At 65.9% G+C, this 25,960-nt stretch carries 27 protein-coding genes; 6 read left to right on the top strand and 21 right to left on the bottom strand.

Features of this window, described 5'->3' with window-relative positions:
* Positions 1 to 24: 24 nt before the first annotated feature.
* The 5 genes from AC3QL3_RS09780 to AC3QL3_RS09760 all read right to left on the bottom strand — a co-directional run bounded on the left by AC3QL3_RS09780 (position 25) and on the right by AC3QL3_RS09760 (position 5,695).
* The gene (locus tag AC3QL3_RS09780; protein WP_492898461.1) at positions 25 to 1,350 is read right to left on the bottom strand and encodes an acetylglutamate kinase; all 1,326 of its coding nucleotides are present in this window, start codon (positions 1,348 to 1,350) and stop codon (positions 25 to 27) included.
* An 8-nt stretch (positions 1,351 to 1,358) separates the two neighbouring features.
* Complete coding sequence (locus AC3QL3_RS09775) at positions 1,359 to 2,522, bottom strand: acetylornithine deacetylase (protein WP_492898459.1); 1,164 nt, start codon at positions 2,520 to 2,522, stop codon at positions 1,359 to 1,361.
* A complete protein-coding gene (locus AC3QL3_RS09770; RefSeq protein ID WP_492898457.1) occupies positions 2,519 to 3,727 on the bottom strand; it encodes an argininosuccinate synthase in 1,209 nt (402 codons plus the stop codon). Before AC3QL3_RS09770 ends, AC3QL3_RS09775 begins: the two co-directional genes overlap by 4 nt.
* A gap of 21 nt (positions 3,728 to 3,748) precedes the next feature.
* The gene (locus AC3QL3_RS09765; RefSeq protein WP_492898455.1) at positions 3,749 to 4,759 is read right to left on the bottom strand and encodes an N-acetylornithine carbamoyltransferase; all 1,011 of its coding nucleotides are present in this window, start codon (positions 4,757 to 4,759) and stop codon (positions 3,749 to 3,751) included.
* A 390-nt stretch (positions 4,760 to 5,149) separates the two neighbouring features.
* The gene (locus AC3QL3_RS09760; protein WP_492898453.1) at positions 5,150 to 5,695 is read right to left on the bottom strand and encodes a glycine zipper 2TM domain-containing protein; all 546 of its coding nucleotides are present in this window, start codon (positions 5,693 to 5,695) and stop codon (positions 5,150 to 5,152) included.
* A 218-nt stretch (positions 5,696 to 5,913) separates the two neighbouring features.
* On the opposite strand from AC3QL3_RS09760, the gene cysS reads away from it, so the two are divergent.
* Positions 5,914 to 7,314, top strand: a complete 1,401-nt coding sequence (cysS, locus tag AC3QL3_RS09755; RefSeq protein ID WP_492898451.1) for a cysteine--tRNA ligase — start codon at positions 5,914 to 5,916, stop codon at positions 7,312 to 7,314.
* Positions 7,298 to 7,738, top strand: a complete 441-nt coding sequence (locus AC3QL3_RS09750) for a SufE family protein (protein ID WP_492898449.1) — start codon at positions 7,298 to 7,300, stop codon at positions 7,736 to 7,738. Before cysS ends, AC3QL3_RS09750 begins: the two co-directional genes overlap by 17 nt.
* Before the next feature lie 58 nt (positions 7,739 to 7,796).
* On the opposite strand, the gene AC3QL3_RS09745 is transcribed toward AC3QL3_RS09750, so the two are convergent.
* The 16 genes from AC3QL3_RS09745 to AC3QL3_RS09670 all read right to left on the bottom strand — a co-directional run bounded on the left by AC3QL3_RS09745 (position 7,797) and on the right by AC3QL3_RS09670 (position 21,248).
* Positions 7,797 to 8,573 carry a hypothetical protein gene (locus tag AC3QL3_RS09745; protein ID WP_492898447.1) on the bottom strand — a complete coding sequence of 259 codons (777 nt, stop codon included), beginning with the start codon at positions 8,571 to 8,573 and terminating at the stop codon, positions 7,797 to 7,799.
* Positions 8,574 to 8,683: 110 nt separating this feature from the next.
* On the bottom strand, positions 8,684 to 9,550 hold the full coding sequence (locus tag AC3QL3_RS09740; protein WP_492898444.1) for a hypothetical protein: 867 nt from the start codon (positions 9,548 to 9,550) through the stop codon (positions 8,684 to 8,686).
* A 373-nt stretch (positions 9,551 to 9,923) separates the two neighbouring features.
* A complete protein-coding gene (locus AC3QL3_RS09735) occupies positions 9,924 to 10,838 on the bottom strand; it encodes a ketopantoate reductase family protein (RefSeq protein WP_492898442.1) in 915 nt (304 codons plus the stop codon).
* 2 nt (positions 10,839 to 10,840) lie between these two features.
* Positions 10,841 to 11,206, bottom strand: a complete 366-nt coding sequence (locus tag AC3QL3_RS09730) for a PilZ domain-containing protein (protein ID WP_492898440.1) — start codon at positions 11,204 to 11,206, stop codon at positions 10,841 to 10,843.
* Positions 11,207 to 11,209: 3 nt separating this feature from the next.
* The gene (gene holB / locus AC3QL3_RS09725) at positions 11,210 to 12,187 is read right to left on the bottom strand and encodes a DNA polymerase III subunit delta' (protein WP_492898438.1); all 978 of its coding nucleotides are present in this window, start codon (positions 12,185 to 12,187) and stop codon (positions 11,210 to 11,212) included.
* Positions 12,184 to 12,834, bottom strand: coding sequence for a dTMP kinase (gene tmk / locus AC3QL3_RS09720; protein WP_492898436.1), 651 nt, complete (start codon positions 12,832 to 12,834; stop codon positions 12,184 to 12,186). Before tmk ends, holB begins: the two co-directional genes overlap by 4 nt.
* Positions 12,831 to 13,901 (bottom strand): endolytic transglycosylase MltG, encoded by a 1,071-nt coding sequence (mltG, locus tag AC3QL3_RS09715; RefSeq protein ID WP_492898434.1) that lies wholly within the window; start codon positions 13,899 to 13,901, stop codon positions 12,831 to 12,833. The genes tmk and mltG overlap by 4 nt, the downstream gene beginning before the upstream one ends.
* Positions 13,902 to 13,948: 47 nt before the next feature.
* Positions 13,949 to 15,307 (bottom strand): aminodeoxychorismate synthase component I, encoded by a 1,359-nt coding sequence (locus tag AC3QL3_RS09710; RefSeq protein ID WP_492898432.1) that lies wholly within the window; start codon positions 15,305 to 15,307, stop codon positions 13,949 to 13,951.
* A gap of 14 nt (positions 15,308 to 15,321) precedes the next feature.
* Positions 15,322 to 16,560: a beta-ketoacyl-ACP synthase II gene (gene fabF, locus AC3QL3_RS09705; protein WP_492898430.1), complete on the bottom strand. Its 1,239-nt coding sequence runs from the start codon at positions 16,558 to 16,560 to the stop codon at positions 15,322 to 15,324.
* A gap of 201 nt (positions 16,561 to 16,761) precedes the next feature.
* Positions 16,762 to 17,001 (bottom strand): acyl carrier protein, encoded by a 240-nt coding sequence (gene acpP / locus AC3QL3_RS09700; protein ID WP_300620945.1) that lies wholly within the window; start codon positions 16,999 to 17,001, stop codon positions 16,762 to 16,764.
* Between the two features lie 188 nt (positions 17,002 to 17,189).
* The gene (fabG, locus tag AC3QL3_RS09695) at positions 17,190 to 17,933 is read right to left on the bottom strand and encodes a 3-oxoacyl-ACP reductase FabG (RefSeq protein ID WP_492898428.1); all 744 of its coding nucleotides are present in this window, start codon (positions 17,931 to 17,933) and stop codon (positions 17,190 to 17,192) included.
* Between the two features lie 149 nt (positions 17,934 to 18,082).
* A complete protein-coding gene (gene fabD / locus AC3QL3_RS09690; RefSeq protein WP_492898426.1) occupies positions 18,083 to 19,030 on the bottom strand; it encodes an ACP S-malonyltransferase in 948 nt (315 codons plus the stop codon).
* A 1-nt stretch (position 19,031) separates the two neighbouring features.
* Entirely contained in the window at positions 19,032 to 19,280 is a 249-nt protein-coding gene (locus AC3QL3_RS09685) for a hypothetical protein (protein ID WP_492898424.1), read from the bottom strand.
* Positions 19,281 to 19,292: 12 nt separating this feature from the next.
* A complete protein-coding gene (locus AC3QL3_RS09680; protein ID WP_492898422.1) occupies positions 19,293 to 20,285 on the bottom strand; it encodes a beta-ketoacyl-ACP synthase III in 993 nt (330 codons plus the stop codon).
* Between the two features lie 152 nt (positions 20,286 to 20,437).
* Positions 20,438 to 20,632: a 50S ribosomal protein L32 gene (gene rpmF / locus AC3QL3_RS09675; RefSeq protein ID WP_492898420.1), complete on the bottom strand. Its 195-nt coding sequence runs from the start codon at positions 20,630 to 20,632 to the stop codon at positions 20,438 to 20,440.
* A gap of 61 nt (positions 20,633 to 20,693) precedes the next feature.
* Positions 20,694 to 21,248: a YceD family protein gene (locus tag AC3QL3_RS09670; RefSeq protein ID WP_492898418.1), complete on the bottom strand. Its 555-nt coding sequence runs from the start codon at positions 21,246 to 21,248 to the stop codon at positions 20,694 to 20,696.
* A 65-nt stretch (positions 21,249 to 21,313) separates the two neighbouring features.
* Here AC3QL3_RS09670 and AC3QL3_RS09665 point away from each other — a divergent pair, with 65 nt between their 5' ends.
* The 4 genes from AC3QL3_RS09665 (at position 21,314) to AC3QL3_RS09650 (ending at position 25,927) form a co-directional block, all read left to right on the top strand.
* On the top strand, positions 21,314 to 21,895 hold the full coding sequence (locus tag AC3QL3_RS09665; RefSeq protein WP_492898900.1) for a Maf family protein: 582 nt from the start codon (positions 21,314 to 21,316) through the stop codon (positions 21,893 to 21,895).
* 134 nt (positions 21,896 to 22,029) lie between these two features.
* Positions 22,030 to 22,977, top strand: coding sequence for an AAA family ATPase (locus AC3QL3_RS09660; protein ID WP_492898416.1), 948 nt, complete (start codon positions 22,030 to 22,032; stop codon positions 22,975 to 22,977).
* Entirely contained in the window at positions 22,977 to 23,957 is a 981-nt protein-coding gene (locus AC3QL3_RS09655; protein WP_492898414.1) for a DUF58 domain-containing protein, read from the top strand. The genes AC3QL3_RS09660 and AC3QL3_RS09655 overlap by 1 nt, the downstream gene beginning before the upstream one ends.
* Complete coding sequence (locus AC3QL3_RS09650; RefSeq protein ID WP_492898412.1) at positions 23,954 to 25,927, top strand: transglutaminase TgpA family protein; 1,974 nt, start codon at positions 23,954 to 23,956, stop codon at positions 25,925 to 25,927. The genes AC3QL3_RS09655 and AC3QL3_RS09650 overlap by 4 nt, the downstream gene beginning before the upstream one ends.
* Positions 25,928 to 25,960: the final 33 nt, after the last annotated feature.

Below are 25,960 nucleotides of genomic sequence, written 5' to 3'. Positions count from 1 at the left end.
AGAGTGGCAGCGCGATCGACATGGTCAGGAGTCCGACAAAGTGGCAGGCCGCGTACGGCAGTGCTCGACGCAGCGTTCGATGTCGGCGAATTCCTGGAAGCCGTACCAATACACCTTCCAGCGCGGCTCCTTGTAGCAACCGTCCGATTCGGCGTAATAGAACTGGTTGATCAGGTTGTGGTGGCGCGAGCGCCAGAACAGCTGCGGGTTGTCCGCGCGCATCACCTGCCAGGCCGCACGCCCCAAGCCCTCGCCTTGGGCATCGTCGGCGACGGCGAACTTGTCGAGATAGGTATAGCCTTCCTCGCGCGTGAGAATCAGCGCGGCGCGATAGTTCTCGCTGAGATAGATTTTGTGCGGCCGCGTGCGCTCGAAATAGTCCGCCACCAGCTTGCGTCCGAAACTGGCTTCGATCAGTTCGCGCAAGCGGTCGCGGTCGATGCCGTTCCAATCCTCGTGCACGTCGACGCGCTCGCCGCGACGCACCAGCGTGCCCGAGCCCTTGTGCGTGAACAGTTCTTTCGCAAGTTCGTCGGGCTTGGTGATCGATACCGACGAGGACAGCGGCAGATGATCGAGCAGTTCCTTGATCTGCTCGATCTTCACGCGCATGCCGCCGTTGATCCAGGGTTGCGCGATCAAGCCTTCGTACTCGGTGCTGAGGTTGATCGAGTCGATGACCTTGCCGTTCGCGCCGAGCAGGCCGCCGGTGCCGGTCAGGAAGATGATCTTGTAGGGCTTGAGCACGCGCACGAGTTCGTTCGCGGCGAAGTCGGCGTTGATGTTGAGGATCTGACCGCCGGCGGTTTCGCCGAGCGAAGCGATCACCGGAATGGAGCCCGCGCGCAGCGAAGCTTCGATCGGCGCCAGATTCACGCGCGCGACGCGGCCGACCAGATCGAGCGTGTCGCGGTCGATGAACTCCGCTTCGAACACGCCGGACAGGATCGAGGTCGCGCGCGCATCGCCTTCCTGCAAGGCTTCGACCAAGTTCAGGTTCTGCGTTTGGAACACGCGGCGCACGATCGCCAGCGTCTCCGGCGTGGTCACGCGCAGGCCGTTGACGGTCTGCTTGACGATGCCGGCGGCGGCCAATTCCTCGTCGAGTTGCGGGCCGGCGCCGTGTACGACGATCGGTGTCAGGCCGACTTGCTGCAGGAAGGCAAGCGAGGAAGTCAGCGCGTCGAGGTCGTCGCGCAATACGGCGCCGCCGACCTTGACTACGGCGAAGCGCTTCGCATCGAGCTGCGAAAAGCGCTTCAGATATTGTTCGATCTCGCGCGCGCTGGCCATGCTCGAGAGCAGGCGCACGATGGTCTGGCGAACTTGGATGTGGGTTTCGATGTTCATTCCTGCATTCATCCTTGGGCGCTGGCGTCGAGAAATAACGATTCCTGACCGCTCTTCTCGATGATGCGTTGGATGTTTTCGGCGTAGCTCTGCAGCTGATCGAGCGCTACCCACTCGTCGGCCGAGTGGGCCTGCGCGATATCGCCGGGTCCGTAGACCAGGGTCGTATAGCCGGCTTGCGAGAACAGGGCGGCTTCTGTCCAGAAATCGACCGCATTGCCGATCGGGATATCGAGTGCGTCGGCGAGATCGCGCGCAGCGAGCCGGCGCGTTTCCGCGTGAGCGACGTCACCGCCGGGCAAGGGTCCGCCGTGGAACGTCTCGGTGAACTCGACCGCAGCCGGGGCGGCGAAGCTGCGGAACGCCGCCAACAACTCGTCCGTGTCCATCGAAGGCAGCGGCCTGAAGCCGAAGCGCAGCTCCGCCGTCGGCGCGATCACGTTGGCTTTGATACCGCCTTCGATACGGCCGATATTGAAGCGCAGGCCGGTCAGTCCGCCGAAACGCGCATGCGCGAGCGAATCGACATGATCCAGCGCGCGCGCGCTCCAACGCACTGCCTGGTGCAAGGCGCTGTCGGCCGCCTTCTGCTCGCCGGACGCATGACCGGCACGGCCGGCAAAGCGCATCAGCACCGAACTGATGCCGCGATGCGCGAGCACCGCTTCGCCTCGCGTCGGTTCGGCGACGATGACGGCTTCGAAAGTCGGGATTGGAGATTCGGGATTGGAGATTGGCGGAAAAGACTTGAGAAAGCCGGCAATGCAGCGAGCGTCGTTGGCTTCTTCGTCGCTGCTGAAGAGGAAAGCGCAGTCACCCGGCGTTGCGTTCGCCGCCGCTACGAAGGCGGCGGCGGCGCCCTTGATGTCGCAGGCGCCGAGGCCGATCGCGCGGTCGCCGTCGACGCGCAATTCGAACGGACTAGCGCTCCAATGCGGTGAGTCCGGCACCGTGTCGAGGTGCACGTTGAACAGCAACTTCGGCCGCCCGCGAACCGCCAACAGGCTGACCGCACCGGCGCCGTAGTCGGTGGTCGTGCAATCGAAGGCCACGAGTTGCTCGCGCAGGTAGGCGAAAATGCCGCCCTTGTCGATCGCGCGAGGCGGGTTGCGCGTATCGAACGCAACCAGCGCGCGCAGGTGACGCAGCGTGGTATCGAGCAGTTCGCTCATGCAGCGCCGCCCTTGTTCACCTCGGCCCACAAGGTGCTGCTCATGCCGAACAGCTTGATAAAGCCTTCCGCCTCGGCGACACCCCAGTCGGCCGCCTGCGCATAGGTCGCGCCCTTGGCGTTGAGCAGATGCGGTGACTCGATCGCGACGGCATCGACGCGGCCGCCGGCCGTTTCCAGAACGATCTCGCCGTTGACCATGGCCTGACTCGAAGCGAGGAAGGCTTCGAGATCGGTCTTGAGCGGGTCGTGAAAGAAGCCTTCGTAGACCAGTTCGACCCACTTGCGCGCAACCTCGGGCTTGAAGCGATTCTGTTGCTTGGTCAGCACCGCCTCTTCCAGCGCGCGATGCGCGACCAGCAGCGCGGCCAATCCCGGCGCCTCGAACACGATGCGTCCCTTGAGGCCGATGGTCGTGTCGCCGGTATAGAGTCCGCGACCGACGCCGTAGGGCGCCAGCAATTCGTTGAGTCGCGCCAACAGCAGGTGGCCGGCGATCTTCTCGCCGTCGAGCGCCACCGCTTCACCGCCGACGAAACTCAGACGCAGACGCAGCGGAGCCGACGGCCATTCTGCGCGCGGCTTGCACCAGCCGATCGCGCCGGCGCCGGGCGCCTGCCAACGATCGATCTCACCGCCGGACATGGTCACGCCGAGCAGATTCTCATTGATCGTGTAGTTCTTCTGCTTCGCGCGCACGCCGAAACCGCGCTCTTCCAAATATTTCTGTTCGTAGGCGCGTACTTCGGTGTGTTCTTTCTGGATTTCTCGAATCGGCGCGACGATCTCGTAGTCGCCTTGCGCCTTCACCGCGAGATCGAAGCGAACCTGGTCGTTGCCCATGCCCGTGCAACCGTGCGCGATCGTGCGCGTGCCGAGCTCGGCAGCGCGTGCGAGCGCCGCGTCGACGATCAGATATCGATCGGAGACCAGCAGCGGATACTGACCCTGGTAGCCCTCCCCGGCCCAGACGAATGGCTTGACGAAGCCGTTCCAGATCGACGGGCCGCCGTCGACGGTGCGATGCGAAGCGACGCCGAGTTCCTGCGCGCGCTGTTCGATGAAGGCGCGCTCATCCGCATCGACGCCGCCGGTGTCGGCGAAGACGGTGTGCACGGCGTAGCCGCGTTCTTTCAAATAGGGCACGCAGAAACTGGTGTCGAGGCCGCCGGAAAACGCCAAGACGATGTCGCGGTTGGAAGACATGGTTCGATTCCTTGAAGTCGGTTAGGCGTTCGCGAGCTGCGCCATCACGGCTTTCTGCACGTGCAGGCGGTTCTCGGCTTCGTCGATCGCGATGCAGGACGGCGAGTCCATCACCGCGTCCGTCGCCTTCACGTTGCGCCGCAGCGGCAGGCAATGGCTGAACACGCCGCGGTCGGTCAGCGCCATCTTGGCCTCGTCGACGATGAAATGTTTGTGCGCGTCGCGCATGGGTTTCTCGTCAGCCCAGCGGCCGAAATACGGCAAGGCGCCCCAGCTCTTGGCGTAGACGACGTGAGCGCCGCGATAGGCGCTTTGCGGATCGTGGCTGACCAGGAGCGAGCCGCCGTTCTCCTCGACGTTGCGGCGCGCGAAATCCATGTAGCGCGAATCGAGCACGTAGTCCGGCGTAGGACAGAGCAAGGTGACGTCCATGCCGTAGCGGGTCGCGATTTGCAGCGCGGAGTTGGCCACCGCGGTGTTGAGCGGACGCGGATGATAGGTCCAGGTCAACACGTACTTCTTGCCGCGCAGGTCGGCGCTGCCGAAGTGCTGCTGCAGGGCGAGCACGTGCGCCAGCTCCTGCATCGGGTGAGTGATCGTTTCCATATTGATCACCGGCACGCTCGCGTACTTGGCGAAGGCGTGGATCACGCGATCTTCGCGGTCGACCGACCAGTCCTGGAATTTCGGGAACGCACGCACGCCGATCAGATCGACGTAGCGCGACAGCACGCGCGCGACTTCCGCCACGTGCTCCTCGGCATCACCGTCCATCAGCGTGCCGAAGTCGAACTCGATCGGCCATGCGTCCTTGCCTGGCGCCAGCACGATCGCATGTCCGCCGAGCTGGAACGCGCCGAGCTCGAAGCTGGTGCGCGTGCGCATCGAGGGATTGAAGAACAAGAGCGCGATCGACTTGCCTTTGAGCTGATCGCCGAGCTTGTCGCGCTTGAACGCAGCGGCTTGCTCGAGCAGCGCATCGAGCTCGGCGCGGGACCAATCCTGGGTACTCAAAAAATGTCGAAGCGCCATCACCCATCCTGCTGTCAGTTGAAATGTCCGGCCACCAGGGGCCGATTCGTTGTTCGCACGGAAGAAGAAGAAGCCGTGTATCCGTAAATCAGGCAACCGCTTTCAAGCACGCCAAACAAAAAAACCCGGCGCAAAGGCCGGGTTTTGTCGTCGAAACGTGTTGCAGACGTGCGACAGCCTACCCGGCGGAATGGTCGGGTTCCGGTCGGCGCGCGCGCGAGGTCATACCGGCGGCCATGCGGGCGCTGGTGACGATCTGCGGCGAGAGAGCGGCGGTCTGCATGCGACGAACGTTACCGACAAATCTGCTGCGACGCAATACGTCGCCGCCCCGCATAGCAAACGACCGGCCGAGGGCCGGTCGTTGCGGAAGGCTCGCAGACGAATCGACTATTCCGCGGGTTCGACGCTGACGCGTACGCGCAGCCGGTCGCCCGGGTCGTAGTTCAAACGCGACATGTAGACGTCGCCGCGGTATCGGTACTGCACGTCGTAGCCGACGACGCGACGTTCGTCGCCGACGTCTTCGACCATGCGGCAATGGCGTTCGGTGCCGGCGTAGTATCGGTCGTCGCCTTGAGCGACGTTGTTGCCGACCGCACCGCCGATGACCGCGCCGGCAACGGTGGCGGCCTTGCGCCCGTCGCCCTTGCCGACCGTATTGCCGAGCACGCCGCCAACGATCGCACCGAGCACCGTTCCGGCTGCGCGATTGCCGCCGCCGTCGACGCGTCGCTCGACTGGCACCTCGTCGCACACTTCGCGCGGCCGGCTCGCCACGCGGTCGTAAATCGGATCGACGCGCAGCACGTCGGCCCAGGCCACCTTCACGTTGTCCGGGCCGTCGGGACCACCCCGGTCATAGCCGCGATCCTGCGCCTGCGCCTGGGTTCCCGCCAGGGCTGCCACGATCACGGCGAACAGCATCTTCTTCATTACAGTCTCCAGCGAAAGACTCTCTCTGTATGGGATCCACCACCGATCGGCGCCGGTTCGGGTGTCCAACCTTGCAGGGCTTTCACACTCTCGGCGCGGATTACAACAGCCAATCGCTGAACCCACGCCTAAGCCATTCCTAACATTCAGAAAACTGCTTTCGATCGGGTATCGCCGGGAGGCCCTGCTATGATCGAAGTTCGACCGAGAGCGACCCGATGCCACTGCGATTGCACAACAGCCTCACCCGCCGCACCGAGGACTTCGTCCCCACCGATCCGAGCCGCGTGACCATGTACGTCTGCGGCCCGACCGTCTACAACTACGTCCACATCGGCAACGCACGACCGCCGGTGGTGTTCGGTCTGCTCGCCCGCCTTTTGAAACGTCTTTATCCGAACGTCGTCTACGCTCGCAATATCACCGACGTCGACGACAAGATCAACGCCGCCGCGAAGGAAGCCGGCGTACCGATCGAACGCATCACCGCGCGCTATACGGACGCGTACCGCGACGACATGGCCAAACTCGGCGCCGACCCGCCCGACGTCGTCCCGCATGCGACCGCACACATCGGCGAGATCGTCGCAATGTGCCAGCGCCTGATCGAAAGCGGTCACGCGTACGCAGCGGAAGGCCACGTGCTGTTCGACGTCGCCGCATTCGCCGACTACGGCCGCCTCTCCGGCCGCTCGACCGAGGACATGATTGCCGGCGCGCGCGTCGAGGTCGCCCCCTACAAGAAGAATCCGGCCGACTTCGTGCTGTGGAAGCCGTCGACACCGGACCTGCCCGGCTGGGACAGCCCTTGGGGCCGTGGCCGCCCGGGCTGGCACATCGAATGCTCGGCGATGGCGGAGAAGCATCTCGGCGACACCATCGACATCCACGCCGGCGGCAACGACCTGATGTTCCCGCATCACGAGAACGAGATCGCGCAGAGCACCTGCGCGCACGGCGGACGCACGTTCGCACGCTACTGGCTGCACAACGGCATGCTCACCTTCGACGGTAAGAAGATGTCGAAGTCGCTCGGCAACGTGCTGGTCCTGCACGACTTGCTCGAGCAACATCCGGCCGAAGTCCTACGCTTCCTACTGTTGAAGGCGCACTACCGCCAACCGTTGGATTGGTCCGATACGACCTTGCAGCAGGCGCGTGCGACCTTGGACGGCTGGTACAACCTCTTGCGCGACCTCGCCGACGTGCCGATCAACTCCGAATCTGTAGTTGGCGCGAGCGAGGTCGAAGCGGCTCTGCTCGACGATCTGAATACACCTGCCGCGTTCGCCGTGCTGGCCGGACTCGCCGACGTCGCGCGCGCCGCCAAGACGCCGACCGAACGCAGCGCAGCCAAGGCGGCCCTGCTCGCCGGCGGCGAGCTGCTCGGTCTGCTGCAACAAGATCCGGAGGTCTGGTTCAAGCAAGCCGTCGGTGCCGACCTCGACGTTGCGGTAATCGAAAACTTGGTGGCCGAGCGCACCGCGGCCAAACAGGCGCGCAATTTCGCCGAATCGGATCGCATCCGCGATCAGCTGCTCGCGCTCGGCATTGTTGTCGAGGACACTGCGCAAGGGCCGCGCTGGAAATTCGTGAAGTCCGATGAACGCGCAGCTTGAGCCGCTCGAGGCCAGTGCCGAACAGGCGCAAGCGACGATCGCCGAAGAGTTCGCCTTCTTCGGTGACTGGACCGAACGCTATCAGTACTTGATCGACCTCGGCCGCAAGCTGCCGCCGTTTCCGGAGTCCGACAAAACGGAGGCGAACAAAGTCCAGGGCTGCCAATCGCAAGTCTGGTTGGTCGCCGAGGGCGATGCGCGCCGGCTGGAATTTCGTGCCGTCAGCGATTCCTCGATCGTTTCCGGACTGATCGCACTGCTGCTGCGCGTCTACTCTGGCCGCTCGGCTGCGGAAATCCTCGCGACTGAGCCGCGCTTCGTCGAAGCCATCGGCCTGTCCAAACACTTGTCGCCGACGCGCTCGAACGGACTGGCGTCGATGCTGTCCACGATTAAGCGCCTCGCTAGCGAACAACTCGCCTAAAATCGAGCGCCGATCAAAAACGGCCACGCCGAACTTGGCCGCGCGGATTTCTCGGCGCTTACTGGCTCAGTTCGAAACAGGCATTGGCGACCGGATTGCCGCCGAAACTGCCTTGTACTCCGACTGGATCGTGGAACGGCGCGGTTACCGGCGCATACGTGACGAACATGTTGTCGAGCGAGCTGCCCAAAGTCGGCGGATCGCACAGGCCGACGCCGAGACTGCTGTACTGGCCTTGAGTGAAAGGCGCGCCGTTCTGGTCGACGGCAGTTCCGTTGGCATCGTCGAACATCTCACACACCCAGATCGTGGCTTCGCCGTTCGCGTCGAGCGGCAGCTCGATACCCAATGCGCTGACATCGGCCGAAACTTGCGAAACCACACCAGGCGGCAATGTGACCGGCCCGAGCGTCACTCGGTCGATCAAGGTCGTGGGGTCGCCGGGCGGACCTGGATAGAACAACACCGTCGGCGCTGCTTTGATAGCAACCATGTCGTAATTCATGGCCAGGAACGTGATCTCACTCAACGTATACGAACCGTTCGGATCGCCCGGCTGCAAGCTTGCGTCGTCGCAGCCCATCGCACTCAGCAAGCCGGTGCCGCCAGCCGGCTGCGACTGACCGGCCTGCGCGCCGCCGAACACCAGTCCGCTTCCGAGAAAGGTCGTGATGTTCGAATAGATCGGTGTCGCGTTGATCACGTTTCCGGATTTGTTCCCCGGTGTCTCCACGCGAGTCGATTTCACGACCTTCAACGGAACATCTGCGGCCTGCGCGTAGACGCCGGCCAGGGTTGCTGTCAATGCAGCAGATAACATGAGGCGAATCTTCATGGATACTCCCGTCTCTACGTCGCCACGTCACGTTTCCAACAAGCGGCGCCAGGCCGAAGAGAACACGGCCACGCGAACGTGGCCGTGGGAACGCTCCGATTGATACCGCCTTATTGACTCAACTCGAGGCACGCATTGGCCACCGGAGTGCCGCCGAAGTTGAACTGCGTGCCCGCGGGGTTCCCAAACGGCGTCAGAACCGGCGCGTTGCTGTTGTAGAGCTTGTCGGTAGAGCTACCGACCGTCGGTGGGCTGCACAAGCCGAAGCCCAGATTGTCCATCTGCGCTTGCGAGATGTGCGTGCCGGCGGCGTCGATCACGACGGTACCGTTGTCGTCGTCATACATCGCGCAAGCCCAGACCGTCGCGGTACCGGTCGCGCTGAGTGCGAAGGTGATCGGCGGGGTCAAGGTACTGAGATCTGCGCTGATCAGCTGAACGGAGCCGGCGGGTATCAAGTCGGCGATGCCGAACGGCGAGAACACGACACCATCGATCAGAGTGCCCGGTCCGCCATTGCGACCATCGGGCAGATAGAAAAACAGCGTGGTAGCCGCATCGAGACCCACCGTATCGAAATTGGCGATCGAGAAGCTGACTTCGTTGAGCGTGTACGTGCCGCTCGCCGGGCCGGCTGCCACGGTCACGTCGTCACACGCCATCGTCGTGAGCAATCCGGTGCCGCCGCTCGGCTGTGTCTGCGCGGGCAGCGTGCCGCCGAAGGTCATCCCCGAGCCTGAAAACGTGGTGATATCCGAATAGAACGGTGTCGCGTTCAGCGACGGAACGGACTGCGTCTGTGGCGTCCCCAAACGACTGGTCTTTACGACCTTCAAAGAACCGTTGGCCGCTTGTGCGGCCGATCCGGCAATACCGACGATCAATGCAGCAGACAGCATGAAGTACGTCTTCATTGAAATCTCCCTAGTCATTGAATTCGCGATTACGAATGCACCCCAGGCGGCACTCGTCCGCATTTCGCACGTTGCGAGCAATGCGGATGGGCGAATCTAGTCGCGGCAAACCCCTTGTTCTGCGCAGTGGCGCACACTGAGGTCCGGTGAATTATTTTTCATTCCTATACAAAATCACACTCTGACGACATTGAATGGAGTGGGAAATTGCGCGCTCGACGAATTGGAGACGGACCACTTCGATGTGTCTTTGCGAAATCGAAAAGCACACGCATTCGCACACGCCGCGGCAGGTGGCTTCAATTGGGCGGTACATCTCCGAACAAAAAAATGCGCCGTTCCGACGCATCGCTCGATTCTCTTGGTGGACCCGGTATCGAATGATTGCGACTGCGCCCAATCACCGAGGAGGCAGCGATGGGGCTCGCTTTTCGCTCTAGCGCAGCCTTCGATTCGCCTCGTACACGCGCAAATGCGCCAACGCCGCACCGAGCAGCGGCGTATCGAGCCCGAACGCGATCGCACGTGCTCGCAGGTCGCCCAGGATGTGCTCGCCTTCGCTGCGCGCGCCGCGTTCGAGGTCGCGCAGCATCGAGGACTTCAGCGGCGAGCCGGATGCAGTCAGGATACCGAGTGCGCTCGCCTTCGCTTCGGCGCCGAGCGCGTATCCGCTGCGTGCAGCGACTTCGGTGCATTCCGCATACAGACGGCGAACGAGATCACCGCCCTCCGCCGTCGCGATGATCTCGCCGACGCTGCCGCGCATCAGACAAGTCGCTCCGGCGAGGCTGGTGATGAAGGCGAACTTGTCCCACATCGCGCCGATTACATCGTCGCTTCGTGTGGCTTGCGGACCGATCGAACGCAGCGCCGCGTCGAGCGTCGCCGGTACCGCAACGCCCGCCTGACGACTGCCGTAGGTCAAGCGCTCCAGCGCACCGAACTGCCGGATCGCGCCGTCCGCCTCCAGCGTCACCGAAATATGGCAAAGGCCACCGAGCACGCGCTCGGCGCCGAAGGCCGCATCGAGTGCATCCAGATGGCGCAAGCCGTTCAGCAGCGGCAGCACGCGCGTGCCCGCGCCGACAGCCGGCGCGATCGCGGTGATGGCCGATTCGAGATCGTAGGCTTTGCAGGAAAGCAGGACCGCGTCGTAGCTGCCGTCGACGTCCGTGATTGCGCGAACGGGTCGCACGAAATCCCCGCGCCCCGAGAAGACGCGCAGACCGCGCTCCGCCAGCAAGGCGGCGCGCGCAGGCCGAACCAGAAACGACACGTCGCTGCCGGCTTCGACCAGGCGCGCTCCGAAGTAGCCGCCGATCGCACCGGCGCCGAGAATCAGAATACGCACGGCTACATCGTATGCGTCGGCCGTTCCTGGGTCAGGATGCCGGCCAGAATCGATTCGATCTTGGTGCGCGCGGTGTCGCCGTCGGAGGAATCGTTGAATTGCACGCCGATGCCGGCGAGCCGGTTGCCTTGCGCACCGCTCGGTGTGATCCAGACGACTTTGCCGGCGACCGGCAGGCGATCCTTTTCGTCCATCAGCGAGAGCAGGATGAACACCTCGTCACCGAGGCTGTAGCGCTTGGTGGTCGGCACGAACAGGCCGCCGCCGCGCACGAACGGCATGTAGGCGTTGAACAACGCGCCCTTGTCCTTGATCGCCAGCGACAGGATGCCCTGCCGCGGTGCACCGCTGGTTGCCGGCGTCGCCATCTCTCAACCTCTCCCCGCATTCGTCGAACGCCGCGGCCAAGTACGCAACAGATCCAGCAGGACCAGTTCCGGACGCAGCGGCGTCGCGAGCAAGCCGCGCGCACGATTCGCGCGGTTGAACCACGCGGCAAGCTTGGGGATTTCGCCGCGCCCGGTCAAGCCGAGTACGTCACTGTCCGCCTGCGCGAGACGGCTCGCCTGTTCACACGCGTAGGCGGCGGCAAACCAAAGCCGCAGCTCGGGCCGGTCGGCGACCCAGCGTTCTGCGAGCTCGGCCGCGTTGCGCCGGCCTTGCGCGAGTGCGGTCAGACCGTCGGCGCAGTCGCGCTGCAGGTCCAAGGTGTCATCGCCGCTCCATTCCAGCGCCAGACCGGGATTGCCCAGGCTCGCGGCCAGCGCAGCCGCGGCGCGCTCGGGCTCGATGCGCTGAGCGCGCAACCAGGCCAACGCTTCGTCGTGCGAGGGCGGCCGAATCTCGATGCGCTGACAGCGGCTGCGAATCGTCGCCGGCAGGCGCGCCGGTTCGTCAGCGATCAGCACGATCACGGTCGCCGGCGTCGGTTCTTCCAGCGTCTTCAGCAACGCATTCGCCGCCGCGGCGTTGAGACGGTCGGCCGGGTCGATCAGTGCGATCTGCAAACCGCCGAACTGGCTCGCCATCGCCAGGCGCTGTGACAGCGCACGGATTTGGTCGACCGTGATCTCGGTGCGCGGCTTGCCGTCGTCGCGCAGCTGGAAGGTGACTCGGACCAGATCCGGATGCGAGCCGGCCACACGCAGCTGGCAACCCCGGCAAGCGCCGCAAGCGCCGCCATCGGCGTCGCGCTGCGTACACAAAGCGGCGGCGACGAAGGCCTCGGCCAGTGCGCGCTTGCCGTATCCGGCCGGCGCCGCGAGCAACAAACCGTGATGCAGCCGCTGCGCGGCGAGCGCGCCGGCGAGCACTTGCCAGCTGTCGGCCAGCCAGGGCTGCAGTTTCACCGCACTCCCCTGACGCGGTCGACGAAGGCGTCGATCGCGGCGCAGGCGGCCGCGCGCACGACTTCGACCGGATGGCTCGAATCGATCACGCGAAAACGTTCCGCTTCGGCCGCCGCGCGAGCGCGATACGCCGCTCGCACGCGCTCGAAGAAATCCGCCGCCTCGCGCTCGATGCGATCGGCCTGGCCGCGCGCGCCGGCGCGGGCAAGCCCGTCGGCGACCGGCAGATCGAGCAACAAGGTCAGATCCGCCTGCACCGGCGCGGCCCAGGCTTCCAGCGCGGCGATGCGCTCGAGCGGCTGGCCGCGACCGCCGCCCTGATAGGCGTAGCTGGCGTCGGTGTAGCGATCGGACAGCACCCAACGTCCGCTCGCGAGCGCCGGCCGAATCACCTCGTGCACGTGTTGCGCGCGCGCCGCGAACATCAGGAGCAGTTCGCTCTCGGCGCAGAGTTCGCCGCGCGCCGGATCGAGCACGAGTGCGCGCACGGCTTCGCCGAGCGTCGTGCCGCCCGGTTCGCGCGTGACCAGCACCTCGATGCCGCGCTCGACCAACCGTGCGCGCAACGCGTCGAGTACCGTGCTCTTGCCGGCACCCTCGCCGCCTTCCAGCGTGATCAGCTCGCCCGGATAGGTCGACGCGTTCATGGATTGCGCCGCAATTGGTACTTCTGCACCGCACGCACGTGTTCGCTCAGGGTCGGCGTGAATTCGTGGCTGCCGTCGCCGCGCGCGACGAAGTACAAGGCATCGCCCGGAGTCGGGTGCATCGCCGCTTCCAGTGCGGGCACTCCCGGCAGCGCGATCGGTGTCGGCGGCAGGCCGTCACGCGTGTAAGTGTTGTAGGGCGTATCGGTTTCCAGATCGCGCTTGCGGATATTGCCGTCGTAGCTGGCGCCGATGCCGTAGATCACGGTCGGATCGGTCTGCAGGCGCATGCCGAATTTGAGCCGGCGCAGGAACACGCCGGCGATCAGCGGGCGCTCGTCGGCGCGACCGGTTTCCTTCTCCACGATCGAAGCCAGGATCAGCGCCTGATAGGGGTTGTCGAGCTTGACGCTGTCCGCGTCGCGGCCCGCCCAGGCCTTGTCCAACGCCTTCTTCATCGCAGCGTACGAACGGCCGAGCACGTCGGCGTCCGATTCGCCCTTGATCCAGGCATAGGTTTCCGGCAGGAACCAGCCTTCCGGCTTGCCGTCGGCGATGCCGAGCTGGTTCCCGATGTCGGTATCCGACAAGGCTGGCAAGGTTTGCGCCAGACCGCTCTCGTTGGCCAGCGCGAGACGCAGCTGTTTGAACGTCCAGCCGTCGACGATGGTGAAGCGGTGCTGCACGACTTCGCCGGCCGCCATGCGGCGTAGCAGTTCGCTCGGCGTGAGGCCCTGCGGCAAGGCGTACTCGCCGGCATGCAGACGTCCGCCGACATTGAGCTCACGGCCGAGCGCCCGCCAGCGCAGATCGTCGAGCCAACCTGAACCGGCAAGGCCGTCGCGCCGCAGCTGCGCGACGATGTCGCGATAGCTCGCGCCGCGCGCGACATCGAAGTTTGCGTCGGCGCGCGCGATCGGCAGCGGCGATTCGGTGAAGCGGCGGTAATCGTGCCAGCCGAACGCCGCGGCGGCGCCGAGGCCGATCAGCAACAGCACGAACAAGCCCCACAGTTTCGCGCCGCCGCGAACGACGCGTGGACCCGATTGGAATTTCGATGTCGGCATAACGCGCCAGCTTAGCCGGATTCGATGTCGCAACCCATCGCTGCGCATCATAGGTCGGTCCCCAGCGCGCGCAGCAGTCCGCGCGCCTTGGCGCGCGTCTCGTCGAGCTCGCGCGTCGCCTCGGAGTCGGCGACGATGCCGGCGCCGGCACGGAAACGGATGCTCTCGCCGCGCTGACTGAGGGTGCGGATCAGGATGTTCAAATCGAGATCGCCGTCGCGATTCAGATAGCCGAGCGAGCCCGTGTACGCACCGCGGCCGACGCCTTCGAGTTCGGCGATGATGCGCATGCAACGCACCTTCGGGCAGCCGGTGATGGTGCCGCCCGGAAACACCGCGCGGATCGCCTCGCCCGGGCTGACGCCGCTGCGCAGACGCCCGCGCACGTTCGACACGATGTGGTGCACGTGCGCGTAGCTTTCGACTTGCATGATCTCGTCGGCGACGACGCTGCCCGGCACGCAGATGCGGCCGAGGTCGTTGCGCTCCAGATCGATCAGCATGACGTGCTCGGCACGCTCCTTCGGATGACCGACCAGCTCGCGCACGCGCGCTGCGTCGTCGTCACCGGCGAAGCGCGCACGCGTACCGGCGATCGGCCGCGTCTGTGCGCGCTCGCCTTGGATTTCGAGCAAGCGCTCGGGTGAGGAGCTGACGATCGCCCAGCCAGTTTGCTGCAGCAAGCCGGCGAACGGCGCCGGATTCGCGCGCCGCAACGCCGCGTAGAGCGCAGCCGGCGCCGGCGCGGTCGCGCAGCGAGCACGCCATTCGCGCGACAGATTGACCTGGAACACGTCGCCCGCGCGCAGATGCGCGTGCACGCGCGCGACGCCGTCTAGAAAATCCTGCGCTGCGTCTTCCTCGATCGCGTCGACCAGCGGAGCCGCCGGCTGGAACGGCGCCGCCGCATCGAGGTCGGCTTGCATCGCATCGAGCAGTGCGGCGTGGCCGTCTTCGGCGACCAGCACGGTGCGACCGCACTCGTGGTCGAGCAGGATCGCCGCCGGACAACGCAGCGCCAGCGCAATCGGCAAACCCGACTCGCGCGGCTGCGGCAAGGTCAGACTGGGCTCGACTTCCTGCGCGAGTTCGTAGCCGAGATAGAGCAGCCAGCCGCCGCGAAACGGCAGCGTCGACGCGGAATCGCGCTCCGTTCGCTGCGTGCGCCAATCCGCATCCAGCGCATCGAGGAAATTCGTGCCGCGCGGCCGATCGCTGTCGTCACGCACGTCGCCGTGAACGTCCAGCCGCAGCATCGCCTGCGGGAAGGCGAACAGGATGTCGTGGCGCGCGCGCGCATTGCCGCGTGCGGCGCTCTCGAGCAGGCCTGGGTAGCGTTGCGGGTGAGCGGCGGCGAGCGCCAGCAGGTCGTGGCTGCCGGCGATTTCGCGCACGAGGGTGCGCATGCGCGAGGCGTCGGTCAGAGGCGACGGAAGATCAAGGTGCCATTGGTGCCGCCGAAGCCGAACGAGTTCGACAGCACGATGTCGGACTTGGCCTGACGCGCCGTGTGCGGCACGAAATCGAGATCGCAGCCTTCGCCCGGTTCGTCCAGGTTGATCGTCGGCGGCAGCACACCGTCGCGCAAGGCGAGCACCGAAAAGATCGCCTCGACGCCGCCGGCCGCACCGAGCAGATGGCCGGTCATCGACTTGGTCGAGCTGACCGGCAGCCGCTTGGCGTAGTCGCCGAAGCAGCGCTTGATCGCCTGCACTTCGGTGATGTCGCCGACGCCGGTCGAGGTCGCGTGAGCGTTGACGTAATCGATCTGCTCGGGGTTGAGCTTGGCGTCGGCGAGCGCGGCCGCCATCGAGCGGCGCGCGCCGTCGCCGTCTTCGGACGGCGAGGTCATGTGGTAAGCGTCGCCGCTCATGCCGAAGCCGACCAGCTCGCAATAGATGCGCGCGCCGCGCTTGACCGCGTGTTCGTATTCTTCGATGACGAGTACGCCGGCACCGTCGGACAGCACGAAGCCGTCGCGATCCTTGTCCCACGGGCGGCTCGCTTTCTCCGGCTCGTCGTTGCGCGTGCTCATCGCGCGCGCCGAGCAGAAGCCGCCCATCGCGGTGCCCACGGTGGCGTACTCGGCGCCGCCGGCCACCATCACGTCGGCGTCGCCGTACTGGATCATGCGCATCGCCAAACCGATGTTGTGCGCACCGGTGGTGCAGGCGGTCACGCAGGCGATGTTCGGCCCCTTCAGGCCGAGCATGATCGACAACTGGCCGGAGGCCATGTTGATGATCGAACTCGGTACGAAGAACGGCGAGATCTTGCGCTGGCCCTGCTCGTGGTAGGTGATCGCGGTCTTCTCGATCGTGTAGATGCCGCCGATGCCGGCGCCGACCGCCGCGCCGATGCGCTCTTCGTCGTGTTCGTGCGGATGCAGGCCCGCGTCCGCCAGCGCCTGCACGGAAGCGGCGATGCCGTAGTGGATGAACGGGTCCATCTTCTTGATTTCTTTCGGCGCAATGTATTGCGCCGGATCGAAATCGCGGACTTCACCAGCGATACGAGTCGGGAACGAGGACGCATCGAAGTGCGTGACCGGGCCGATGCCGCTCTTGCCGGCGACAATGTTCGCCCAGGCCGTGGCGACGTCGTTGCCGACGGGGCTGAGGATGCCGAGACCGGTGACGACGACGCGACGCTTGCTCATGGGGTGTTTCTCGAATTCCAGAGAGATCGAAACGAATCGATCTCATTATCGGAGGAGTACGGCCAAGAATGGCCGCCTCCGGACGATCGCGAAGGGGGATGCCTGCAAACAGGGTCGCGCTTCGTGATGGCAGCGATCGTAGGCGATCGCAAAACAAAGCTGCGCCTCGTGGGCGCAGCGTCTTGCAGCTTGGTGGCCGGATCAGGCCTTGACGTGCGCTTTGACGTAGTCGATCGCCTGCTGCACGGTGGTGATCTTCTCGGCCTCTTCGTCCGGGATCTCGCACTCGAATTCTTCTTCCAGCGCCATCACCAGTTCGACCGTATCCAGCGAATCGGCGCCCAGATCGTCGACGAACGACGCGTTCGGCGTCACTTCCTCTTCCTTCACGCCGAGCTGTTCGACGACGATTTTCTTGACGCGTTCTTCGATAGTGCTCATGTGTTTCTCATGCCTCCCGAGGGGAATTCGTGCGGTACGCGGAGTGCTGCGCGGTCCGCGGCGGGCGCCATGCCCGAAGCCGCGGCATTGTAGTGGAAGCTTGAGCCGGGAACTACTGGAGGGCCCGCAGGCCGTGTCGGCGGTCGCCGAACGCTGCAGTCACCGATTCCGGCCAGCGCCACACCGTCTCACGCCATGTACATGCCGCCATTAACGTGCAAGGTCTCGCCGGTGATGTAGGCAGCCGAAGGCGAAGCCAGGAACGCGACGGCTTTGGCGATGTCCTCGGCAGCGCCCAGGCGCCCGAGCGCGATCTGGCCGAGCAAGGCGGTGCGCTGCTCTTCCGGCAGCGCGCGCGTCATATCGGTATCGATGAAACCCGGCGCCACCACGTTGACGGTGATGCCGCGCGAGCCGATCTCGCGTGCCAACGATTTCGAAAACGCAATGATGCCGGCCTTCGCTGCCGCGTAGTTGGCCTGCCCCGGATTGCCGACCAGGCCGATCACCGAGGCGATCGAGACGATGCGGCCCTTGCGCGCCTTCATCATGCCGCGCAGCACGGCCTTGCTGGCGCGATAGACCGAGGTCAGATTGGTGTCGAGAATCGCCTGCCAGTCTTCGTCTTTCATGCGCATCAGAAGCTGGTCGCGCGTGATGCCGGCGTTGTTGACGAGGATCGATACGGCGCCGAACTCTTTGCCGATCTCCTCGATCAGACCTTCGATCGCGCCGCTCTCGGTCACGTTCAAGGCGCGGCCTGCACCGCCGTGTGCGGCGAGGCGCTCGCCGATCGCTTGCGCTCCGGCCGCGGTCGTCGCGGTGCCGATCACCTTCGCACCGAGCGCGGCGAGTTCGTCCGCGATCGCCGCGCCAATGCCGCGGCTCGCACCGGTGACCAGCGCGACTTCACCTTCCAGCAGCTTGCTCATGTTTCCGCCCATGCGTCGATGCAATCGCACATGATCGCAAAACGGCGCGCGGCCATCCATGTTTGCGCCAGTGGCGTGTGCTCTGGGCGTCGAAATCGGTTACTGCGCGTGTCGACGTCGACGATCGCAGGCAAGACTCGTGCGTGGAGTCAGCCGCGCCAATCGGTCAAAGCAGCTTCGAATTCCCCCGGCGTGCCGAGCGCGCGGCCGTCGAGGGATTTGTCGATGCGCTTGACCAGTCCGCTCAACACCTTGCCGGGACCGCATTCGGCGACACGCGCGACGCCGGCCGCCGCCAACGCTTGCACGCACTCGGTCCAGCGCACCGGCAGATACAACTGCCGCACCAATGCCTCGCGAATTTCGGCCAAGCCCGCATGCACGCGCGCATCGACGTTTTGCACCACCGGAATGGTCGGCTGGCTCCAGGCATACGCTTTGATCGCCTCGGCCAGCCGGTTCGCCGCCTCGCGCATCAAAGGCGTATGCGAAGGCACGCTGACCGCGAGCTTGACCGCCTTGCGCGCGCCGCGCTCGGCGAGCTTGGCCAAGGCGGCGTCGACCGCCTGCGCGTGGCCGCCGATCACGATCTGACCGGGCGAGTTGTAGTTCGCCGGCGCCACCACGTGGTCGCCCGATACCTCGCGGCACACTTCCTCGACCACTGCGTCGTCGGCGCCGAGCACCGCCGCCATCGCGCCGACGCCTTCCGGCGCCGCCTCTTGCATGGCCTGGCCGCGGATGCGCACCAGATGCGCGGCGTCGTGCAGCGAGATCGCGCCGGCCGCGACCAGCGCCGTGTACTCGCCCAAGCTATGTCCGGCAAGACGTGCCGGCGTCGCCCCGCCCTCACGCTGCCACAGACGCCAAACGGCGACGCCTGCGGCGAGCAAGGCCGGTTGTGTGTATTCGGTGCGATTGAGCATCGCCTCGGGACCGCCTTGCGACAGCGCCCACAAATCGACGCCGGCGCCTTCGGACGCTTCGACGAAGGTTTCGCGCACACCGGCATGCAACTCGGCCAGTTCGGCCAGCATCCCGATCGACTGGGAGCCTTGGCCGGGAAAGACGAAAGCGAGCGCGGAAGACGTATTCATCTCAGAGAAGTCCCGTGGCGAAATGGTTGTTGTAGAGGGCAAGGCCAAGCCAAATCAGAATCAGCGCAGCGAGGCCGGCTGCGCTGATGCGATCGGAGTGATCTTGCACGAAACGGCCGCGCGGATAGCGGCCGGCCGTCGCGATCAGCAGGGCCATCCGGCCGAGGTTGAACAAGGCCAGATCCCAGACGCAGGCGATGACGGCCCTTCTGACGACGGCAACGACGGCGTCGGAGACTTCCGACAGCATCGCGCGATTCGATCAGTACTTGAGCAGGGCCGACGACCAAGTGAAGCCGCCGCCGAAGGCTTCCAACAAGAGGGTCTGGCCACGCTGCACCCTACCCGAGCGCACGGCTTCGTCGAGTGCGAGCGGCACCGAGCCGGACGACGTATTGCCGTGGCGATCGACCGTGACGATGACGCGGTCCATCGACAGCTTCAGGCGCTTGGCGGTCGCCTCGATGATGCGCAAGTTGGCTTGATGGGGGATCAGCCAGTCGACGTCGGATTCGTGCATGCCGGCCGCTTCGAGCGTCTCGCCGACGATGCGGTCGAGCGTCTTCACCGCGACTTTGAACACTTCGCTACCGGCCATCATCACGCGGATGCCGTGATTGGGCTCCTGCTCGATGAAACCGGCGGACACGCCGACCGGGTTGTACAAGAGATGCTTGTAAGCGCCGTCGGCGTGCAGCTTGGTGGTCAGGATGCCGGGCTCGGAGGACGCCTCCAGCACGACCGCGCCGGCGCCGTCGCCGAACAACACGCAGGTCGAGCGGTCGGTCCAGTCGAGCATGCGCGAGAGGGTTTCCGAACCGACCACCAGCGCCTTCTTCACCTGGCCGCTGCGGATGAACTGGTCGGCCACGCCGAGCGCGTACATGAAGCCCGAGCAGGCGGCGTTGACGTCGAACGCGGCGCAGCCGTTCGCACCGAGCCGGTGCTGCAGCAGGCAGGCGGTCGAGGGAAAGATGATGTCGGGGGTGGTCGTGCCGAGCACGATCAGATCGATCTCGCTGGCCTTGACCCCGGCCGCTTCGAGCGCGTGGGTGGCGGCATAGAAGGCGAGATCGCCGGTGGTTTCACCGTCGGCGGCGCGACGGCGCTCGCGGATGCCGGTGCGCGTGGCGATCCATTCGTCGGTGGTGTCGACGAGTTTTTCGAGATCGGCGTTGGTGACGATCTTTTCCGGCAGATAGCTGCCGGTTCCGGCGATGCGTGAGTAGATCAGGGCCGTTCTCCGTGACGACAAGAAGCGTCGATTCGCGTTCGCGCCAGCGCCGCCGGACGGCGGACACGGTCGCTACGTGGCGATCCCGGCCCTGCGAATCAACCTCGACGCAGGCTCCTTGCCCGCGGCCTTCGCTCGCGCGCGCGATGCCTCAGCATCGCGCCGGCGCCGGCTCAGTCTTCTTCGCGTACCGGGGTCTTCGAATCGATGACCTTCTTGCCGCGGTAGTAGCCGTCCTTGGTCACGTGGTGACGCACATGCACTTCGCCCGAGGTCGGATCGGTGGCGAGCTGCTTGGCGGTGAGCGCGTCGTGCGAACGACGCATGCCGCGGGTGGACGGGGTTTTGCGACTCTTGGCAACAGCCATGACACTCTCCAATGATGATTCGTAACGGCACTCTCGGTGCCCGGCGGCCTTGCGGACCGCCCTAATGCTTCTTCAAGGCGCCCAGCACCGCGAACGGATTGGGGCGTTCCTCTTCGACGGCGTCGTCGGCCGCGTCCTTCCATTCCAACGGCGCGCCCGGCTTGAGCGGCACCACCGGCAACGCCAGGATCAGCTCGTCCTCGACCACTTCCGCCAGCGCCAGTTGCCCATCCGGCACGAGCAAGGGCTCGTAGCCTTCCGGCAGCGCCGCCTCCTGCTCCTCGCGCGCGATCAGGCCGAGGCGCTGATCGATCACGACTTGATGCACATAGGTTTCGAGCGTGCGCTGGCAAACCAGCGGCAAGCCGGCCTCGACGTGCAGCGCGAGGTAGGCTACGCCCAATTCCTTGCCGAATTCGATCGAATAGCGCGCCGCGCCTTCGCCATTGGCGAGGCTGCCGCGCAGACGCTGCATCGACGCCAGCGGCAACGAGCCTTCGAAGACCCGCTGCGCCTGCACCTGGCGCGCAATATCCACGCGATCTGGCAGGGCTGCTGACATGGGCGCGCGATGGTAGGTGCGGACCCCCTCGCTGTCAACCTGAATCGGCGCCACCAGGCCACTTCCGCGGCAGCGCCGGCTGACGCGCCGATGCCGACGTGTTATCACGCGGCATGCCCATCGACCTCGTACTCGCCTCGACCTCGCGCTACCGGCGCGAGCTGTTGTCGCGCCTCGGCCTGCCGTTCCGCACGCTGGCGCCGGAGGCCGACGAAACGCCGCAACCGGACGAGACCCCGCGCGCGCTGGCCGGCCGCTTGGCGCAGGCGAAGGCCGCCGCGGTGGCGGCGAGCTGCCCCGAGGCGTTGATCATCGGCAGCGACCAAGTCGCCGAACTCGACGGCCGCCCACTCGGCAAACCCGGCACGATCGAGGCGGCCACGGCGCAGCTGACCGCCTGTTCCGGCCACAGCGTGCTGTTCCATACCGCGCTGTGCCTGATCGATACGCGCGGTTCGAACCTCGCGATCACGCTCGAATCCGACCTGACCCGCGTGGTTTTCCGCCCGCTCACGCCGCCGGAGATCGCCCGCTACCTCGCCGCCGAACGGCCGCTCGACTGCGCCGGCAGCTTCAAGGCGGAGGGCTTGGGCATCAGCTTGTTCGAACGCATCGAGAACGAAGATCCGACCGCCTTGATCGGTCTGCCGCTGATCGCGCTGGCGCGAATGCTGCGCAAGGCCGGCGTGGCACTGCCATAACTTGCATTGCGTCTCAGAAAACCAACCTTCAAAGCCGGAACCACACGGGGCCTGTAGAACACGAAGGAAACCAGCGACTCGCCCTTCACCTGTTTCGTGTTCCTCGCCTTTCACTCTCCACTCCTGGAGTCTCCATGCCGGAAGCGATCACCCCGATGCCGACCGAACTGCGCGACTCGCTCGCGCGCGCGATCGCGCAGGTCAACACCGTCGTCCTCGGCAAGCGGCGCGAGATTCGCCTCGCCTTCGTCTGCCTGCTCGCCGGCGGTCATCTCCTGATCGAGGATCTGCCCGGCGTCGGCAAGACCACGCTAGCGCATGCGTTGGCGGCCACGCTGGGGCTCGGCTTCCAGCGCGTGCAGTTCACCTCCGACCTGTTGCCGTCGGACATCATCGGGATCGGCATTTACGAGCGCGAAGCGAACCGCTTCAAGTTCCATCCCGGCCCGCTGTTCACCCAGCTGCTCCTAGCCGACGAAATCAATCGCGCGATGCCGAAGACGCAAAGCGCTTTGCTCGAGGCGATGGCGGAAGAACAAGTCACCGTGGACGGCACCACGCACCGGCTGGCGCCGCCGTTCTTCGTCGTCGGCACGCAGAACCCGCTCGACTTCGCCGGCACCTATCCGCTGCCCGATTCGCAGCTTGACCGCTTCATGCTGCGCATGAGCCTCGGCTATCCCGATCGCGAGGCCGAGCGCGCGATGCTCGCCGCCGCCGATCGCCGCGGTGTGTTGGAGGCGCTGTCGCCGTGCCTGGCGCCCGAACAGATCCTCGAACTGCGTCATGCCTGCGCGCAGGTGTTCGCCAGCCCTGCCCTGATCGCCTACGTGCAAGCACTGCTGGAAGCCAGCCGCCAGCACGCCGACATCCGCATCGGCCTGTCGCCGCGCGCCGGATTGGCCCTGCTCGCGGCGGCGCGCGCACACGCGCTGCTCGGCGGGCGCGCGCACGTGATGCCAGAGGACGTGCAGGCGGTATTCGCTTTCGTCGCCGCACACCGCCTGACTCCCGGTGCGAGTGCGCGCGCCGATCGCGACAAGCTCGCGCTGCAGCTGCTCGAAACGACGCCGGTCAGCTGATGAACGCCGGCGTCGCCGCCTTGCGCGCCCGCCTGCTCGCCGCGGCCGAGCAGCGCTTGCCGGCGCTGACGCGCCTGCGCCGACCCGAAGCGCTGCCGATCGCACTCGATCGCCGCCGTATCTACGTGCTGCCGACGCGTTTCGGACTCGCCTTCACCCTGCTCTTGTTCGTGATGCTGCTCGGCGCGCTGAACTACAGCAACAACCCGGCCCTGCTCTTGACCTGCATTCTCGCCGGCGCTGCCGGTGCCAGCCTGTTCTTCGGGTTTCGTACGATCAGCGGGCTCGCCTTGGTCCGCCTGCGCGCCGACGAGGCGCACGCGCAGCAGCCGTTCGATGTGCATCTGCGCTTCGCCGGCGGCGCGCGCGCGCGCGCCAGCCTGCGCCTGCGCCGCGACGGCATCGAAACCGCGTTCGCGCTGCCGGCAGGCACCGAAGAAGACGTCGCGCTGCGCATCGAGAGCGCCGAACGCGGCTGGTTCCGTCCGGGTCGCGTGCGCGTTTGGACCGAGTACCCGTTGGGACTTTTCCAGATGTGGAGTTGGCTGCATCCCGCCGCGCAGTTCCTGATCTATCCGGCACAAGAGTCGCCGGCGCCGCCGCTGCCGGCCGGCGACGGTAGCCACGGCGAGCAGATGAACGCCGGCGCCAGCGAAGAACACGCCGGCTTGCGCGACTATCGCAGCAGCGATCCGTCGCGGCTGATCGCGTGGAAGCCATCCGTGCGCCACGACACCCTGCTCGTGCGCGACGTCGAACGCCGTGCCGGCGAGGCGCTGACCTTGGACTATTTCGCCTTGCACGGCCTCGATGCGGAAGCGCGCATCCGCCGGCTCGCCGCCTGGGTCGCTGCGGCCGAAGCCGAACAGCGCCGCTACACCTTGCATTTACCGGGCGAGGCGATCGGTCCCGGACTCGGCGCGCTGCAACGACAGGCTTGCTTGCGCGCGCTCGCCCTGCTACCCGGCGGCAGTGCATGAGCGATCGGCTCGACACGCGCCAGTTCGAGCTGCTCGCCGCGACCGTCGCTGCGACTTTGGCGACGCATCTGACGCATTTGCCTCTGTGGCTGTCGTTGGCGCTGGCGGTCATCCTGCCGCTGCGTGTGTGGACGCGCCGGCGCGGCGCCGCTGCGGCCGGTGTTTGGATCCGCCTGCCGCTGACCGCCGCGCTGCTCGCCCTGGTCCTGGTCAGTTTCGGCAATGTGTTCGGGCGCGAGCCCGGCAGCGTGCTCGGTGCCGGACTGCTCGGCCTGAAGCTGTTGGAAACCGAACGCGTGCGCGATGCGCGCGTCGCACTCGGCTTCGGCGCGTTCGTGCTGATGAGCGCCCTCTTGTTCGCGCAATCGTTGCTGTTCACTCTATTGATCTGCGCCGTGCTCGGCCTGCTGCTGGCGGCGCTCGCTTCCCTGCAACCGGCGCCGCTGCCGACGCGCAAACCGTTGACCGCGCAATTGCGCTTGGCCGCTGCCCTGCTCGGCTGCAGTCTGCCGCTGGCCGCGGCAGCGTTCGTGCTGGTGCCGCGCCTGGGCGCGCCGCTGTGGGGCTCGCCCGGCAACGACAGCGCGCGCACCGGTTTGAGCGAGCGCATGACGCCGGGTCAATTCAGCGAACTGCTGCTGGACGACACGCCGGCCTTCCGCGTCGATTTCGGCGGCGTCGTGCCGCCGGCGCAGCAGTTGTACTTCCGTGCGATCGTGTTGTGGGAATTCGACGGCGCGACCTGGTCGCGCGAACGCTTGCGCGGCGCGCGCCAACCCGAAGAGGTGCAAACCGAAGGCGACCTGCTCGACTATCGCGTCGTGCTGGAACCAACCGGCCAGTATTGGCTGCCGACGTTGGACCTGCCGCTGGCGGCGCCGCCGAATGCGCGCCTGCTCACCGATCGAGTCGCGATCGCCGATGCGCCGATCGCGCAACCGCGCGAATACCGCGTGCAATCGGCGACCCGCTATCAGCTCGCGCCGACCTTGGACGGCGCCACGCGCAACCGCGCGTTGGCGCTGCCCGACAGCTTCAATCCGCGCGCGCGCGCGCTGGCCGAACGTTGGCGCAGCGAAGGCCGCGACGATGCCGCCGTCGTGCGCGCGGCGCTCGATCTGTTCCACGCCAGCTTTCGCTACACGCTCAGTCCGCCGCTGCTCGGGCGCGATTCGGTCGACGACTTCCTGTTCGACACGCAGCGCGGCTTCTGCGAGCACTATTCCTCGGCCTTCGTTTTCCTGATGCGCGCGGCCGGCATTCCGGCGCGCGTAGTCACCGGTTATCAGGGCGGTTGGTGGAGCGGCAAATCCTATTTGCTGGTACGGCAGTCCGATGCGCACGCCTGGGCCGAGGTCTGGCAAGCCGGACGGGGCTGGGTGCGCATCGATCCAACCGCCGCCGTCAGCCCGGTGCGCATCGAGCGCGGCGCCGCGGCCGCCCACGGCGCCGCGGACTGGACGCAGGCGCAATGGCTGCGCGATCTGCGCAACCATCTCGACGGGGTGAACCGGCTCTGGACCGAAGGCATCATCGGTTTCAATGCATTGCGGCAGAAAGGTCTGTTGACCCCATTCGGCGTGCCCGAAGCCAATCCCGGCGACCTGATGCTGGCGCTGTCCGCCGCGCTCGGCATCGCGATGCTGCTGGCTACGCTGTGGGCGATGCGTTCGAGCGTGACCGCGCCAGGCGATGCGCTCGAACGAGCTTGGGGAGAGTTGCGCCGGCGCGTCGCGCGCCACGGCTTCGCCGCACGTCCCGAACAAGGTCCGCTGGACTGGTTGCATCAGATTCGCACGCAAGCGCCCGAAGTCGCCGCCGGACTCACCGCGCTGGTCGAAACCTATACCGATCTGCGCTACGCGCGCGCGACGGCGGACACGGCGGAAGTGCAGGCTTTCGCTCGCCGTGTCCGGCGCTATCGAACGCAAGGACTTGTAAAGAAGCTCGACCGACGCGACGTCCCATGATCGAGTGCCGTCGAAGTACTATCGAACACGCAA

It is taken from the genome of Dokdonella sp. GW821-FHT11D02 (assembly GCF_058808595.1).
The sequence above is the reverse complement of the archived record's forward strand: the minus strand, read 5'-3'. Positions and strand labels throughout refer to the sequence as shown.